The 14,663-nt window shown below is 62.9% G+C and carries 15 protein-coding genes; 11 read left to right on the forward strand and 4 right to left on the reverse strand.

The features are described 5' to 3' along the window. Window positions 1–101: 101 nt before the first annotated feature. Window positions 102–1,244, reverse strand: coding sequence for a benzoate/H(+) symporter BenE family transporter (locus FJ490_RS30670; protein WP_140491146.1), 1,143 nt, complete (start codon window positions 1,242–1,244; stop codon window positions 102–104). A gap of 2 nt (window positions 1,245–1,246) precedes the next feature. Further along, window positions 1,247–2,011 carry an alpha/beta hydrolase gene (locus FJ490_RS30675; protein ID WP_140491144.1) on the reverse strand — a complete coding sequence of 255 codons (765 nt, stop codon included), beginning with the start codon at window positions 2,009–2,011 and terminating at the stop codon, window positions 1,247–1,249. Between the two features lie 218 nt (window positions 2,012–2,229). Here FJ490_RS30675 and infC point away from each other — a divergent pair, with 218 nt between their 5' ends. Together infC and FJ490_RS30685 are read left to right on the forward strand one after the other, a co-directional pair. Continuing rightward, window positions 2,230–2,766, forward strand: a complete 537-nt coding sequence (gene infC, locus FJ490_RS30680) for a translation initiation factor IF-3 (RefSeq protein WP_140491142.1) — start codon at window positions 2,230–2,232, stop codon at window positions 2,764–2,766. Window positions 2,767–2,906: 140 nt separating this feature from the next. After that, window positions 2,907–3,533: an isoprenylcysteine carboxylmethyltransferase family protein gene (locus FJ490_RS30685; protein WP_140491138.1), complete on the forward strand. Its 627-nt coding sequence runs from the start codon at window positions 2,907–2,909 to the stop codon at window positions 3,531–3,533. Window positions 3,534–3,661: 128 nt separating this feature from the next. Here FJ490_RS30685 and FJ490_RS30690 read toward each other — a convergent pair whose 3' ends face one another. Next, window positions 3,662–4,816, reverse strand: a complete 1,155-nt coding sequence (locus FJ490_RS30690; RefSeq protein ID WP_140767669.1) for an ISNCY family transposase — start codon at window positions 4,814–4,816, stop codon at window positions 3,662–3,664. A 278-nt stretch (window positions 4,817–5,094) separates the two neighbouring features. On the opposite strand from FJ490_RS30690, the gene rpmI reads away from it, so the two are divergent. The 5 genes from rpmI to FJ490_RS30715 all read left to right on the forward strand — a co-directional run bounded on the left by rpmI (window position 5,095) and on the right by FJ490_RS30715 (window position 10,134). After that, the gene (gene rpmI, locus FJ490_RS30695) at window positions 5,095–5,298 is read left to right on the forward strand and encodes a 50S ribosomal protein L35 (protein WP_006201248.1); all 204 of its coding nucleotides are present in this window, start codon (window positions 5,095–5,097) and stop codon (window positions 5,296–5,298) included. A 91-nt stretch (window positions 5,299–5,389) separates the two neighbouring features. Next, window positions 5,390–5,791: a 50S ribosomal protein L20 gene (gene rplT / locus FJ490_RS30700; protein ID WP_006201247.1), complete on the forward strand. Its 402-nt coding sequence runs from the start codon at window positions 5,390–5,392 to the stop codon at window positions 5,789–5,791. Window positions 5,792–5,933: 142 nt separating this feature from the next. Continuing rightward, window positions 5,934–7,031: a phenylalanine--tRNA ligase subunit alpha gene (gene pheS / locus FJ490_RS30705; RefSeq protein ID WP_140729608.1), complete on the forward strand. Its 1,098-nt coding sequence runs from the start codon at window positions 5,934–5,936 to the stop codon at window positions 7,029–7,031. Between the two features lie 43 nt (window positions 7,032–7,074). Further along, window positions 7,075–9,483 (forward strand): phenylalanine--tRNA ligase subunit beta, encoded by a 2,409-nt coding sequence (gene pheT, locus FJ490_RS30710; RefSeq protein ID WP_140491133.1) that lies wholly within the window; start codon window positions 7,075–7,077, stop codon window positions 9,481–9,483. Window positions 9,484–9,531: 48 nt separating this feature from the next. Then, entirely contained in the window at window positions 9,532–10,134 is a 603-nt protein-coding gene (locus FJ490_RS30715; protein WP_140729607.1) for a nucleotidyltransferase family protein, read from the forward strand. Window positions 10,135–10,270: 136 nt separating this feature from the next. On the opposite strand, the gene FJ490_RS30720 is transcribed toward FJ490_RS30715, so the two are convergent. Next, window positions 10,271–11,266, reverse strand: coding sequence for an aldo/keto reductase (locus tag FJ490_RS30720; protein ID WP_140633861.1), 996 nt, complete (start codon window positions 11,264–11,266; stop codon window positions 10,271–10,273). A gap of 96 nt (window positions 11,267–11,362) precedes the next feature. Here FJ490_RS30720 and FJ490_RS30725 point away from each other — a divergent pair, with 96 nt between their 5' ends. The 4 genes from FJ490_RS30725 to FJ490_RS30740 all read left to right on the forward strand — a co-directional run bounded on the left by FJ490_RS30725 (window position 11,363) and on the right by FJ490_RS30740 (window position 14,616). Next, complete coding sequence (locus tag FJ490_RS30725; protein ID WP_140491127.1) at window positions 11,363–12,253, forward strand: LysR family transcriptional regulator; 891 nt, start codon at window positions 11,363–11,365, stop codon at window positions 12,251–12,253. A 57-nt stretch (window positions 12,254–12,310) separates the two neighbouring features. Beyond that, window positions 12,311–12,883, forward strand: a complete 573-nt coding sequence (locus tag FJ490_RS30730) for a cytochrome b (protein WP_140491125.1) — start codon at window positions 12,311–12,313, stop codon at window positions 12,881–12,883. 68 nt (window positions 12,884–12,951) lie between these two features. Then, window positions 12,952–13,527, forward strand: coding sequence for a YceI family protein (locus FJ490_RS30735; protein ID WP_140491123.1), 576 nt, complete (start codon window positions 12,952–12,954; stop codon window positions 13,525–13,527). Between the two features lie 102 nt (window positions 13,528–13,629). Next, window positions 13,630–14,616 (forward strand): Gfo/Idh/MocA family oxidoreductase, encoded by a 987-nt coding sequence (locus FJ490_RS30740; protein ID WP_140491121.1) that lies wholly within the window; start codon window positions 13,630–13,632, stop codon window positions 14,614–14,616. Window positions 14,617–14,663 lie beyond the last annotated feature (47 nt).

Raw genomic sequence — 14,663 nt, forward strand, 5'->3', positions numbered from 1 at the left:
GGTTGGAGACAGCCAGGACCGGCTGCGTGGAATCGAAATGGGAAGGCAAAAACGGCGATTCAAGACAATGTCGGCTAAAACCGGACAAGCTGCTGAAATGATTATCGCTTTTTGAGCATATCGAGGAAAAGCACGACCAGACCGGCAATCAGTCCCCAGAATGCGGCGCCGACGCCGAACAAGGTCAGCCCGGAGGCGGTGACGACAAAAGTGACGGTGGCGGCCATGCGCTCGCTTTCGTCCTTGAGCGCGATCGCCAGCGCGTTGGCCAGCGAGGCCATCAGCGCAAGACCCGCAACCAGCACGATGAGGCTCTGCGGCAGGACGGCGAAGATCGCCACCAGGGAGGCGCCGAAAATCGCGAAGATCAGATAGGCAAGGGCATAGAACGGCCCTGTCTTCCAGCGCTCCGTTGGGTCTGGATGAACGTCGGGCCCGGTGCAGATAGCCGCCGAAATTGCCGCCAGATTGGTGGTCGAGCCGCCGAACGGCGCCGAAAGCAGCGAAAACAGGCCGGTGATGCCGATCAGCGGACCGGGTTCCGGATGGTAGCCGGCGGCGCGCAGCACGGCGAGGCCCGACAGGTTCTGCGAAGCCATGGTGACCAGGTAGAGCGGTACTGCCAGGCCGATTATCGCCTTGGCGGTGAACACAGGCGCGATCAGAGTGAGCGTCGACAGTTCAGGAGTGGGCAAACCGCCGACGCGGCCGGTGAGAAACGCGGCGAGACCGCCGCCGACCAGCACTGCCAGCACCGACAGCGCCGGATTGAACAGGCGGATGACGAAGAAGGCGGCGATCAACGGCAGGATCAGCCAGGGATCGGCGGGAACAGTTTTGACCGCATTGAGCGCGAAGGTGACGACAATGCCGGCCAGCATTCCTGAAGCGACCGAGGGCGGTATCCCCGAGATCAGTTTCGTCAGCGGCCGGAACAGCCCGGTGGCGACCAAAAGAATGCCGGTGACGATGAAGGCGGCGACGGCCTCGCCGATCGAAAAACCGCTCGACGCCGCCATCAGCGCCAGGCCCGGCGTCGACCAGGCGGTGATGACCGGCATTTTCGTTCGCCAGGATAGCCACAGGCTTTCGACCGCCATCGCCAGGCAGATGGTGGTCACCCAGCTCGCCGTCTGGATTTGCGTCGCGCCAACCGCGTGGGCGGCGGCAATGACAATGGCCAGCGTGCCGCCGAAACCGACGATGGCCGCGACAAAGGCTGAGATCGGGATGGAAAGGCGCATCGTCACTTGCCCCGCGCAGCCATGTCGCCGACCGCCCGCACCAGCATGTCGAGATCCTGCGGCCGCGACAGCCGGTGGTCGCCGTCCGGGATCAGCGACAGCGTGACATCGTCGGCCGGCAGCAGGCTGACCAGCTTCAGCGCATGGCTCGACGGCACGTCCCGATCGGCCAGGCCCTGCAAGACGTGTACGGGGCAGTGCGTGTCGAGCGGGCCTGTCATGACCAGGTTGTCGCGCCCATCCTCGATCAGCGCGCGCGTGTAGATGTAGGGCTCGGTGGAATAGTCCGACGGCTCCTCGAAGAAGCCTTTTTTGGCAAGGTCGCGCTTCTGCGCTTTGGTCAGCACCGGTTCGACCAGTTCTGCGGTAAAATCCGGCGCCGGTGCTAGAAGCACCAGACCGACGACGCTTGCGTCGCCTGCCTTGCGCAATTCCTGCACCATGCGCAGGGCGATCCAGGCGCCCATCGACGAGCCGACCAGGATCTGGCTGCCGCTGGTGAAATGCCGGAACACGGCCAGGCTTTGCGAAAGCCATTTTGAGATCGTGCCGTCGGCAAAGGCGCCGCCGGATTCGCCGTGTCCGGAATAGTCATGACGCAGGAAGGCGCGGCCGTCTTTTGCCGCCCAGTCCGAAAGCGCTTCAGCCTTCGTGCCCAGCATGTCCGACTTGTAGCCGCCGAGCCAGACGACGCCAGGCGTCGCGCCCGCAATATGGCGCACCGCGATGCTCGATCCGTCGACATCCAGAAAGACAGGGGCAGTCATGGCTTTTTCCTCACGCCGACTTTCGGCGCAGGGTCTTGTGACACAGCCAGTGGTGTGGCGAAAAGTGCTCGCGATCTTTCTTTGTTTGCCGCAGGCAGCGATCAGGTGATTTTCTGTCAATGCTGTGCTATTGACTCCGCCCGCGCGCTCACCACATTGGCGCGTCCACATATCAACACCTGCAAATCCAGAACGAAACGGCCAAGGAGACCACGACCATTCGCAGACCTTTCAAAGCAGCGGCGCCGACCAAGGATGGGCCGCGCTCCAATCGTGACATCCGGGTTCCCCGGGTCCAGCTTATCGACGCCGAAGGCCAGAACCGTGGCGATGTTTCCATCAACGACGCATTGCTGCTCGCCGAAGAGGCAGGGCTCGATCTCGTCGAGATATCGCCCAACGCGCAGCCGCCCGTCGTAAAAATCCTCGATCTCGGCAAGTTGAAATACGCCAACCAGAAGAAGGCGGCCGAGGCGCGCAAGAACCAGAAGGTCATCGAGATCAAGGAGATCAAGATGCGCCCGAACATCGACAGCCACGACTACGAGACCAAGATGAAGGCGGTGCGCCGCTTCTTCGAGGAAGGCGACAAGGTCAAGCTGACATTGCGCTTCCGTGGCCGCGAGATGGCGCATATGGAGCTCGGCATGCAGCTTCTGAACAAGGTGCGTGAGGAAGTGGCTACCATCGCCAAGGTGGAAGCGGAACCGAAGCTCGAAGGCCGCCAGATGATGATGGTGCTGGCGCCGCGCTAGATCACGATAAGGTTAGCGCGACCGACGCGCTCCAATTCCGCCTGAATTGTGCTACAGGGCGTCCCGGCGATCGGCGGGACGCCCATTTCTCGGCCATAGCTGCGGTCGCCGGCTAAGCTCTCGACGATCGGATTCCTCCCTTGGACAAAAAACTCAAATACGGGCTGGGTGGCTACCAGCGCACGCGCAGGCTGGTGCTTGCCGTGCTTGTGGTGGTGCTGTTCGCAGCCCTGCTGTTCGGGCAATCGAGCTTTCCGCCTGATACGGCGATGCATGAAACGATCGAGATGTTCGGCGTGCTGCTGATTTTCCTAGGTATCTGCGGTCGCCTTTGGTCGACGCTCTACATAGGTGGGCGCAAATCTTCCGAAGTTGTGACGGGCGGGCCTTATTCGATCACCCGCAACCCGCTCTATGTGTTCTCGACTGTGGCCGCGGCCGGCGTCGGCGCGCAGATCGGCTCGTTCTCCGGCATCATTCTGTTCGCTGTCCTGTGTGCGGGCGCCTTCCATATCGTCATCCTGCGCGAGGAGAAATTCCTTAAGGAAACGCTCGGCGAGCCCTATCAGGCCTATCTGGCAAGAGTGCCGCGATTCTTTCCGAAGCTTTCCCTCTACCAGGAAGGCGACACCGGCAGCTTCAAGCCGCGCCTGCTGTTGACCACGCTTCTCGACGGCCTGGTGTTCCTCATCGCGCTGCCGGCCTTCGAACTGATCGACGGCGCCCAGCAGTCGGGTATGCTGCCGGTGTTGTTTACGCTCCCTTGAAGAAGGACCGGGCGCCGCATCCCGGCGTTCGGGGAAACGCGCGGCGCGGTGGGTGTGTCGGTAGCTAATCAAGTTGTCCGGTTTGGTAGCACATGATCTGTCCGCTTCTGTTTTGGCGTCGAAGCGGTTCACGCGGCTTGCCTGATGGGGCAAGTGTCTTCGATTGCGGCGCCGTCAGAGCTGTAGCGAGCGATGCGGCGCGGCCCGTGAAAGATCGCGAGGGTTCCATCCGGGTAGTGCCTGACCTTGACGGTTGCTTTGACGAAGTGATGCCGGATCGGGCTCTGCGGCAGCTGCAATCGCAGCCGCGCGAAGGCGACCGTGTTGTCGCGGGCAACGACGCGCTCCTCCTCGATGCACAGGATCTGGGCCAGTTGTTGCGGGTCTGCGGCGACAAAGGCGCTGTCCTCGACCGCGGCCGGCCTGGCGAAGCGGGCATTGTGAGCTGGTAGGTAGGTCTGTGCGATGAACCGGTTGGCGGCCTCGATGTCGGCAATTCCGGCCAGCGCCAGCTCTCTCGGTAGCCGATCCTGCAAGGTGGAGAACATCCGCTCCGAGCGGCCTCGCGCTTCAGGGGAATAGGCTGGAATATGTTCGATACCCAGCCGCTCGAGCGCCCGGCCGACCTGGGTCAGCCGGCTTTTGTCGACCGCCTCGCCGGCCTTCAGCGTCACGAAATAGTGGCTGCCGCGATCGCTGTGGAGGCTCGATGGCAATCCCTTGGCGACGAATGTCTCCAGAAGGCCCTGAAAGCTCGACGCCGTGCCTTCCTCCTCGATCAGGAAGGCCGAATAGATCGTGCTCGTCGCATCGTCCATCGTCACGATCAGGTCCAGCATCGGCTCACCCGCCAGCCATCGATGACGGCTGCCATCCTGATGCAGCATCATCCCCTCGCAAGGCTTCCTCTCCCGCTTGCGCCGGTGAGCACCGCGCCGCTTGGCCCGTTCCACAAGGCCCGCCGCGTGGAGCTGCGTCTTGATGAAGGTGTAGCCCCAGCTGAAATGGTGATCGCGCAGCAGGTGCTCGTGGAAATGCTTCACATTCCAGCCGAGATAGCGATGACGGTAAAGCTCCAGCATCTCCTCAATCGCTTCCGCCGGCACCCGACGCGTCGAAAGCTTGCCCAAGCGCCGATCCAGCAACCCTGCTTCCCCAGCTTCTTCGTACCGGTCGCGGTAGCGTCGGAATTGCCGCTCCGACATGCCAAGCAACTCCCCTGCCTCCATCATCGAAAGATCGCCACCATTCCAGCGGCTCAATACGTCCCGAAACTTTTGCATTCTCCGGTCCTGTAGCCATGCCGTCCGCTTCATCCCCAGCCTCCATCCGCTGGCGATAAAACCGGACAACTCACGTGCTACCTAATCCGGACAACTCATGTGCTTACGACACGCGGCGCGGTGGGTGTTGCACAGTCGCCTGCTTTGACGTATAGGACCGCCGTTCCAAGAAAACCGCCCGGCAGGGCATGCCGTGGCGGTTTCATTTGCTTTTCGGGCTTTGGTCGGCCCGAAGCGAACAAGAAGCGCGATGGTGCGCCACAATACGGAGTAGCAAAATGCCCAAGATGAAGACCAAATCGGCCGCCAAAAAGCGGTTCAAGATCACCGGTACGGGTAAAGTCCTGTCGGCTGCGGCCGGCAAGCGTCACGGCATGATCAAGCGTTCCAACAAGTTCATTCGAAATGCCCGCGGCACGATGGTTCTGGCTGAACCGGACGGCAAGAAGGTCATCAAGAATTTTCTGCCGAACGGCCTCTGAGCATTCGGCCGAACACGAATTTGTTTTACGCAATTCCGAACGGAAAACCGCAAGGCACTTTTCCTGGAATTGCTTTTAAGGAGATCATGACATGGCACGCGTAAAAAGAGGCGTCACCTCGCACGCCAAGCACAAGAAGGTCCTGAAAGCCGCGAAAGGCTTCTACGGCCGCCGCAAGAACACCATCCGCATCGCCAAGCAGGCGGTGGAAAAGTCGCTGCAATATGCCTATCGCGACCGCAAGAACCGCAAGCGCTCGTTCCGCGCGCTGTGGATCCAGCGCATCAACGCCGCGACGCACGAGCACGGCCTGACCTATGGCCGTTTCATCGACGGCCTCAACAAGGCTGGCATCGAGATCGATCGCAAGATCCTGTCGGATATGGCCATCCACGAGCCGCAGGCTTTCGCCGCGCTCGTGGCCAAGGCGAAGGTTGCTCTTGAGTACCTCAAGAACACCACCCCGAATGCTTTTGAAAGCGCTGTGGCCTAAGACCAGCGCTTCCCAAGCATTCGAAATTCTGATTTGGGGAACCCGCGCTGGCACGGCTGGCGCGGGTTTTTCTTATGCCTGATGTAACCAAATTGGTGACACGCCCGGTGATGGTGGGTTGCCCGATCGAGAGAGTTTCGCCGTGAACGCCACCGCTGGAAATCTTGAAAGCCTGGAAGCCTCGCTGCTCGCCGACATAGCGTCGGCTGCTGACGAGCCCGCGATAGAAGCCGTGCGCGTGGCAGCCCTTGGCAAGAAGGGGTCGATCTCGGAAATGCTGAAGACGCTCGGCTCGATGAGCGCCGAGGAGCGCCAGGTCAAAGGTCCCGCCATCAACGGCCTCAAGAACCGCGTCACCGATGCGCTCACCGCGCGCAAGGCGGAACTCAGGGATGTTGCCATCACTGCCCGCCTCGCCGCGGAGAAGGTCGACGTGACGCTGCCGGTGCGGCAGTCGCCGGCCGAGCGCGGCCGCATTCATCCGATCAGCCAGGTCATCGACGAGATCGCGGCGATCTTCGGCGATCTCGGCTTCGCCATCGCCGAAGGGCCCGACATCGAGACCGACTATTACAATTTCACCGCGCTGAATTTCCCGGAAGGCCATCCGGCGCGCGAGATGCATGACACCTTCTTCTTCCAGCCGGACGAGAAGGGCGAGCGCAAGCTTCTGCGCACCCACACCTCGCCGGTGCAGATCCGCACCATGGAGAAGCAGAAGCCGCCGATCCGCATCGTCATTCCGGGCAAGACCTACCGGCAGGATTCCGACGCCACCCACTCGCCGATGTTCCATCAGGTCGAAGGGCTGGTGATCGACAAATCGGCCAACGTCGCCAACATGAAGTGGGTGCTGGAAGAGTTCTGCAAGGCCTTCTTCGAGGTGCCGTCGGTCAAGATGCGCTTCCGGCCGTCCTTCTTCCCGTTCACCGAGCCAAGCCTCGAGGTCGATATCCAGTGCGACCGCTCGCGGCCAGGCGAGGTGCGCTTCGGCGAAGGCTCCGACTGGATGGAGATCCTTGGCTGCGGCATGGTGCACCCCAACGTTCTGCGCGCTGGCGGGCTCGATCCCGATGAATATCAGGGCTTTGCCTGGGGCATGGGCATCGACCGCATCGCCATGCTGAAATACGGCATGCCGGATCTGCGCGCCTTCTTCGATGCCGATGTGCGCTGGCTGTCGCATTACGGCTTCCGGCCGCTCGACATGCCGACTTTGTTCGGGGGCCTGAGCGCGTGACGGTCAAGACGATTCCTGCTGCGATACATTACGGAACAGCATCATGAAATTCACCCTCTCCTGGCTCAAGGACCATCTCGAGACCGACGCCTCGCTCGGCGAGATCGTCGAGCGGCTGACCTCGATCGGCCTCGAGGTCGAGCATGTCGACGACAAGGCGAGCCTGAAGCCCTTCGTCATCGCCAGGGTGCTGACGGCGGTGCAGCATCCCGACGCCGACCGGCTGCGGGTGCTGACCGTCGACACCGGCGACGGCAAGCCGCCCGTGCAGGTCGTCTGTGGCGCACCCAATGCGCGGGCGGGCATGATCGGCGCCTTCGCCGCGCCCGGCACTTATGTGCCCGGCATCGATGTGACGCTGACGGTTGGCAAGATCAGGGGCGTCGAAAGCCACGGCATGATGTGTTCCGAGCGCGAGCTGGAACTTTCCGACGAGCACAACGGCATCATCGACCTGCCCGAAGATGCGCCGGTCGGCACCAGCTTCGCCGCTTACGCGCATCTCGACGATCCGGTCATCGAGATCAATCTGACGCCAAACCGGCCTGATGCCACCAGCGTTTACGGCATCGCCCGGGATCTCGCGGCGAGCGGTCTCGGCCGCCTCGTCGGCGGCGCGATCATGCCGCATGTCGGCAATGGAATGTGCCCCGTCAAGGTGACGATCGAAGCGCCGGAACTCTGCCCCGGCTTCGCGCTCAATCTGGTCAGCGGCGTCAAGAACGGCCCGTCCCCGAAATGGCTCCAGCAGCGGCTGATCGCCATTGGGCTGAGGCCCATCAGCGCGCTGGTCGATATCACCAACTACGTCACCTTCGATCGTGGCAGGCCGCTGCATGTCTTCGATGCCGGCAAGGTCGCCGGCAATCTTGTCGTGCGTCGCGCCAGGGATGGCGAAAAGGTACTGGCGCTCGACGGCCGCGAATACACGTTGACGCCGGAGATGTGCGTCATCGCCGATGACAATGGCGTGGAATCGATCGCCGGCATCATGGGCGGCGAGCGTTCCGGCTGCGACGAGAACACGACCGACGTGCTGATCGAATCCGCACTCTGGGACCCGATCACCACGGCCCGCACCGGGCGCGCGCTCGGCATCATCACCGATGCCCGCTATCGTTTCGAGCGCGGGGTCGACCCCGAATTCATGGTGCCGGGCGTTGAGCTTGCGACCCGGCTGGTGCTTGATTTCTGCGGCGGCACGCCGACGGAAATCGAGGTGGCCGGCTATGCCGGCCATCAGCCCAAGATCGTCTCCTTCCCGCTGTCGGAAGTGAAGCGGCTGACCGGCATAGAAGTGCCGAAGGCGGAAAGCCTCGATATTCTCACGCGCCTCGGCTTCAAGCCTGAGGGTTCGGGCGATGTCGTCGAAATCGCCGTGCCGTCCTGGCGTCCCGATGTCGACGGCAAGGCCGACCTGGTCGAGGAGGTGATGCGCATCCACGGCGTCGACAACATCGCTTCGCAGCCGCTCGGCGCGCATGACGCGGTCAACGGCAAGATCCTGACGACGCTGCAGATCCGCACCCGCGCGGCCAAGCGGGCGCTGGCCGTGCGCGGCATGATGGAGGCAGTCACCTGGTCGTTCATCCCCGCCAGGCACGCCGAACTATTCGGCGGCGGGCAGGCTTCGCTCAAGCTCGCCAACCCGATCGCCGCCGACATGTCCGACATGCGGCCCTCGCTGCTGCCCGGCCTGATCGCAGCCGCCCAGCGCAATGCCGACAAGGGCATTGGCGACGTGGCGTTGTTCGAGGTCTCCGGCACCTATGAGGGCGACGGCGCCGACCAGCAACGGCGCGTTGCCGCCGGCGTGCGGCGCGGCACCGCCAAGCTCGACGGTTCCGGCCGCAACTGGGCTGGCAATTCCGGTCCGGTCGGCGTGTTCGACGCCAAGGCTGATGCCATCGCCGCACTCGAAGCCTGCGGCGCGCCGGTCGAGCGGCTGCAGATCGAGGCCGGCGGCCCGTCCTGGTACCATCCTGGTCGTTCCGGAACGATCAAGCTCGGACCGAAGACGGTGCTCGGCACGTTCGGTGAATTTCATCCAAAAACGCTGGAAGGGCTCGACGTCTCCGGCCCGCTCTGCGGCTTCGAAGTGTATGTCGATGCCGTGCCCGAGCCCAAGGCAAAGCCGACGAAAACCAAGCCCAGGCTGGATCTCTCCGCCTTCCAGGCGGTGAAGCGCGACTTCGCCTTCGTCGTCGACAAGGCGGTCGAGGCCGGCACGCTGGTACGCGCGGCGCTCGCCGCGGACAAGAAGCTGGTCACCGGCGTCTCGGTCTTTGATGTTTTCGAAGGTGCGGCGCTCGGCGAGGGCAAGAAGTCCATCGCCATCGAAGTGTCGATCCAGCCGGTCGAGAAGACGCTGACCGACGAGGATTTCGAGGCGTTGGCCAGGCGCGTCGTCGAGAATGTCGGCAAGCAGACTGGAGGCGTGCTCAGGGCATAGCCTCTTTCCGGGATTGCGGGAGCACGGCGAATCGCCCTCCAAAGGGCGATGGACCATTTGCACTATTCCGGGCTCCCGTTCGAAGCACAACGCGCTGCGTTTCTCGACATCCTGCTGTCGGATGCGCTCGTGCGCCAAGCGCTGGTATGTGCCCGCACGCTCGATCTTCCGGACTGGCTGGCGGTCTCCGGCGTGCTCTATAACTCGGTCTGGAACCATCTGACGGGGAAGCCGTCGGGTTATGGCATCAAGGATGTCGACCTGTTCTATTTCGACGATAGCGACCTGTCCTACGAGGCCGAGGACGCCGTCATCCGCCGGGCGGCGAAGCATTTCCAGGGGCTGCCCCTGCCGGTCGAGGTGCGCAACCAAGCGCGGGTGCATTTGTGGTACCCGCAGAAGTTCGGGCGGCCCTGTCCGCGCTACACGAGTTCGAGCGAGTCGGTCCGGTTTTTTGCGTCGAAGACACATGCGGTCGGGGTGCGATACGACGCGGATTGTCAACTGGAACTGCTGGCGCCGTTCGGTCTCGACGACGTCTTCTCATTCCGCGTCACGCCGAACCGGGCGATGGACAATCAGCGGACGCATGAGGCGAAGGGCCAGCGGGCGCGGGATTACTGGCCGGAGATTACGGTCGTGCCATGGTAGGAAATGTCCGGCAGGACAGAGGGGGGTGCCTCGCGCGGACATCCGTGATCTTCTGTATCGCGCATCGCCACCCCACCCCTGTCTTCGCTTCGCTGCGACAGCGAGCCGACCTCCGCACAGGGGGGAGGGTGAAAGCTCACCCATTCACCAGCGCCAGCAGCTCCTCTGTGTAGCGCTTGCCCATGACCTTATCAGGCGACAGTGCATCGCCGATGGTCTGTACCTCTGCGGCACTCAGCTCGATATCAGCCGCCGCCGTGTTCTGCTCGAGATGGCGGATCTTTCGGGCGCCCGGGATGGGGACAATGAAATCGTCCTGGTGCAGTACCCAGGCGAGCGCCAGCTGTGCCGAGGTCACTCCCTTTTCGGTCGCCAGTTTTTCCAGCGTGGCCACGACTTTGGCATTGGCTTCCATGGCGTCGGCCTGAAAGCGCGGCAAGGTGCGGCGCCAGTCGTCGTCATCAAGCGTTTCGGGCTTGGCGATCGTGCCGGTCAAGAGGCCACGGCCGAGCGGGCTATAGGGAACGAAACCGATGCCGAGTTCGCGGCAGACGGCGAACACATCGTCTTCCGGGTCACGGCTCCACAGCGAATATTCGCTCTGGACGGCCGCGATCGGATGCACGGCATGCGCCCGGCGGATGGTGGCGGCACTCGCTTCCGAAAGGCCGAGCGCGCGCACCTTGCCCTCGCGCACCAGCTCGGCCATGGCGCCGACCGTGTCCTCGATCGGCACGTTCGGGTCGACGCGGTGCTGGTAATAGAGATCGATCACGTCGGTGCCCAGCCGCTTCAGTGACGCCTCTGCGACGGCCTTGACGTGTTCGGGGCGGCTGTCGACGCCCGCCATGCGGTCGGTGCCGGTGCCTTCCTCCAGGATTTTGAAGCCGAATTTGGTTGCGATCGTCACCTGATCGCGCACCGGCTTCAGCGCCTTGCCGAGCAGGATCTCGTTCTCGTAGGGCCCGTAGACCTCCGCCGTGTCGAAGAAATTGACGCCGATCTCGACGGCGCGGCGCAATGTGGCGATCGCCTCGGCTTCCGGCTGGCCCCCATAGCCAAAGCTCATGCCCATGCAGCCGAGGCCGACCGGAAAAACTTCCAATTCAGTACCGAGTTTGCGGGTTTTCATCACGCGTCTCCTTGTTGCGATACTCAGGAGATAGCGCCTTGCCTTATGTTCGATAATCGTCTCATCTGTGCACGGGGCGTTCTAGTGAATAGATCAATGAACCGAGCACATCTTTCACAGCTTGCGGTGCTGGCAACTGTTGCCCAATGCGGCAGCTTTCGCGGCGCGGCCAGGGAACTGGCGATCGCGCCGTCGGCGGTCAGCCATGCCGTGTCCAGCCTTGAGGCGCGGCTTGGCGTGCGGCTGTTGGCACGCAGCACCCGCAGCGTTGCCCCGACCGAAGAGGGCGCGCGGTTGCTGGAACGATTGCGGCCGGCGCTGTCGGAGATCGACCTGGCGCTGGAGACGGCGGTCGAGGCGCGCGACCGGCCCGCCGGCAATCTGCGGCTGAGCGTGCCGCGCACGGCAGCCCATCTGGTGCTGACCCCGCGGCTCGGCGCCTTTGCCGCGGCTTACCCCGATATCGTGCTGGAGATCGTCATCGAGGACCGCTTCACCGACGTGGTGGAAGGCGGTTTCGATGCAGGCGTGCGGCTTGGCGAAAGCCTGCAACGTGACATGATCGCGGTGCGCATCGGGCCTGATATACGCGGCGCCGTGGCCGGCGCGCCCTCCTATTTCGACACCATGCCCAGGCCGCGCCATCCGCGTGACCTGTCCGATCATCGCTGCATCCGCTTCCGCTTCTCCAGCGGCATTCTCTACCGCTGGGAATTCGCCAGGGATGGCGAGGAGATCGAGATCGCTGCGCAAGGACCACTGATTCTCGACGAAGACCATCTGATCGCCCAGGCGGCGGTCGACGGGGCCGGGCTTGCCTTCGTCTTCGAGGATTATGTCCGCGAGCCGCTCCGCGATGGCCGGCTGGTTCGCGTGCTGGAGGATTGGTGTCCGTCCTTCGAGGGTTTCTTCGTCTACTATCCGAGCCGCCGCCAGATGCGGCCTGCGCTCAGGGCCTTCATCGATTTCTTCAGGGTGAGCGGATAGGCTGCCTCTCCCTTGTGGGAGGTGGAAGAAAGCCGACGCGGCATTCGTTCGCCTTCCATGCGAGCTTCGATCATAAATACCCCGACCCGCTACGGCTGGGCGGCAATCCTGCTTCACTGGCTGATCGGCCTTGCCTTCATCGGCCAGTTCGCACTCGGTTTCGTGATGGTCCGCATCAGCAGCCAGCGCACGGCTTTCGAGCTCATCCAGCTGCACAAATCGCTGGGCTTCCTGCTGCTCGGCCTGATCATCCTGCGCATCGCCTGGCGGCTCGGCAATGCCGCGCCGGCCTTGCCATCCTCGGTCGGATCCCTGGAGCGCCGGGCGGCGCCGCTCGCTCACCTGGCGCTCTATGCCTTCCAGATCGCTTTGCCTCTGTCCGGCTGGGCGCTGGTTTCGGTCTCGACGCTGGAAATTCCAAGCATGCCGTTCAACCTGTTCGTGATGCCAAACCTGCCGCTCGCGGAATCCGATGCCGCCGAAAGTTTCTGGGCGGCTGCGCACTGGTACCTCGCTTATGCCGGCGCAGCACTTGTGGCGCTGCATATCACGGCGGCACTGCGCCATCATTTCCGACTGAGGGACAATGTGCTCACACGCATCGTCACGCCTTCCTCAGGCGGGGAATAGAACGGGCTTCGGCCTCGTTTGTAAGCGAGGACGCGAAGAGCGTTGCCTCCGAAGAAGGAAATAATCTCATGTATGCGCGACTCCTCGGATCGGCGGCCCTTGCCGCTTGCCTTGCCGTGCCTGTCTGGGCAGCAGTTGTCCTCGATGATGCCGCCGGCAGTTACACGATCAGCCAGGCTGACTCCTCGATCCGCTTCACCATCGGCAAGGCCGGCGGCGGCGGTTTCGATGGTGCGTTTGCTCACTTCAAGGGCACGATCCGCATCGACAATGACGACGTCAGCCGCTCGAAGGTCAACCTCACCATTTTTCCCGAAAGCGTCGGCACCGGCCAGGGCCGCATCGACGCTTTCCTGCGTTCAGACGCCGTGTTCGATGCGGCCAACAGCCCCGAAATCCAGTTCCGCTCGACCAGCGTGACCCGCACCGGCGATACGACGGCGCTTGTCACCGGCCGGCTGACGGCGCGCGGCAAGACGTTTGCGGAAAAGTTCACCGCCGAGCTCGATGGCCTGAAGTCCGGCACGATCGGGTTCCACGTCACCGGCAAGGTGCTGCGGTCGCGCTACGGAATGGATGTCGGCACGCCGATCTATTCCAACGTCGTCGGTTTCGACATGAGGCTGACGGGGAAGAGGGGTTGAGCCATCGCTCCCCGCTCGTGGGGCGAGGAACTTGGCCCCCGCATTGGCTTTTGCCCCGATTTCAGGCAAACCTCCTCGCCTGTAATCGAGAGGAGAAGCCTGATGTTCCGATGGGGTGTGTTATCGACGGCCAAGATCGGTCGCGAGCAGCTTTTACCTGCGATCGTGGAGGCGGAAAATGGCGTGCTGTCCGCAATCGCCAGCCGCGATCAGTCGAAGGCCCGTGGGTTGGCCGATCGCTTCGGCGCGCCGCATGCTTTCGGTTCCTATGAGGAGTTGCTCGCCTCGAACGAGGTCGACGGCGTCTATATCCCGCTGCCGACATCGCAGCATGTCGAATGGACGGCCAAGGCCATTCAGGCGGGAAAACATGTGCTGGTCGAAAAGCCGTTGGCGCTCGACGCCAAGGACATTCCGCCGCTGATCAAGCTGCGCGATGCCAGCAAGGTGTTGGTCTGCGAAGCCTTCATGGTCGTCTACCATCCGCAATGGATCAAGGTGCGCGACCTGATCGCCAGCGGCGTCATCGGCCGGCTGCGCCATGTGCAGGGCGCGTTCTCCTATTACAATGTCGATCCCAACAACATGCGCAACCAGCTCGACCTTGGCGGCGGCGCGCTGCCCGACATCGGCGTCTACCCGACCGTGTCGACGCGCTTTTCCACCGGCAAGGAGCCGCTGCGCGTGCAGGCGACGATCGAGCGCGACAAAAAATTCGGCACCGACATCTATTCCTCGATCCGCGCCGATTTCGGCGACTTCGAACTGTCCTTCTATCTCTCGACCCAGATGGCCGCGCGCCAGGTGATGGTATTCCATGGCGAGAACGGGTTCATCGAGGTGTTCTCGCCGTTCAATGCCGGGCTCTACGATCACCACCGCGTCGAGTTGCACAATCAGAACCACACGGAGGCGCAGGTGTTCCGCTTTCCCGGTACGCAGCAGTACCGGCTCGAGGTCGAGACCTTCGCGCGGGCGGCCCAGGGCGGTAAGGAGCGCGTCTTCACGCTGGAGGAATCCGTGCTCAACCAGAAGGTCATCGACGCCATCTTCCGCGCCGGCGGCAAGGATGGCTGGGAGGCGGTCTGACCATCATTAATATATTCCGGTTCGAGATTCATACGGTAGCCAGCTAA

The organism is Mesorhizobium sp. B2-5-11, assembly GCF_006440835.1.
GTDB lineage: Bacteria > Pseudomonadota > Alphaproteobacteria > Rhizobiales > Rhizobiaceae > Mesorhizobium.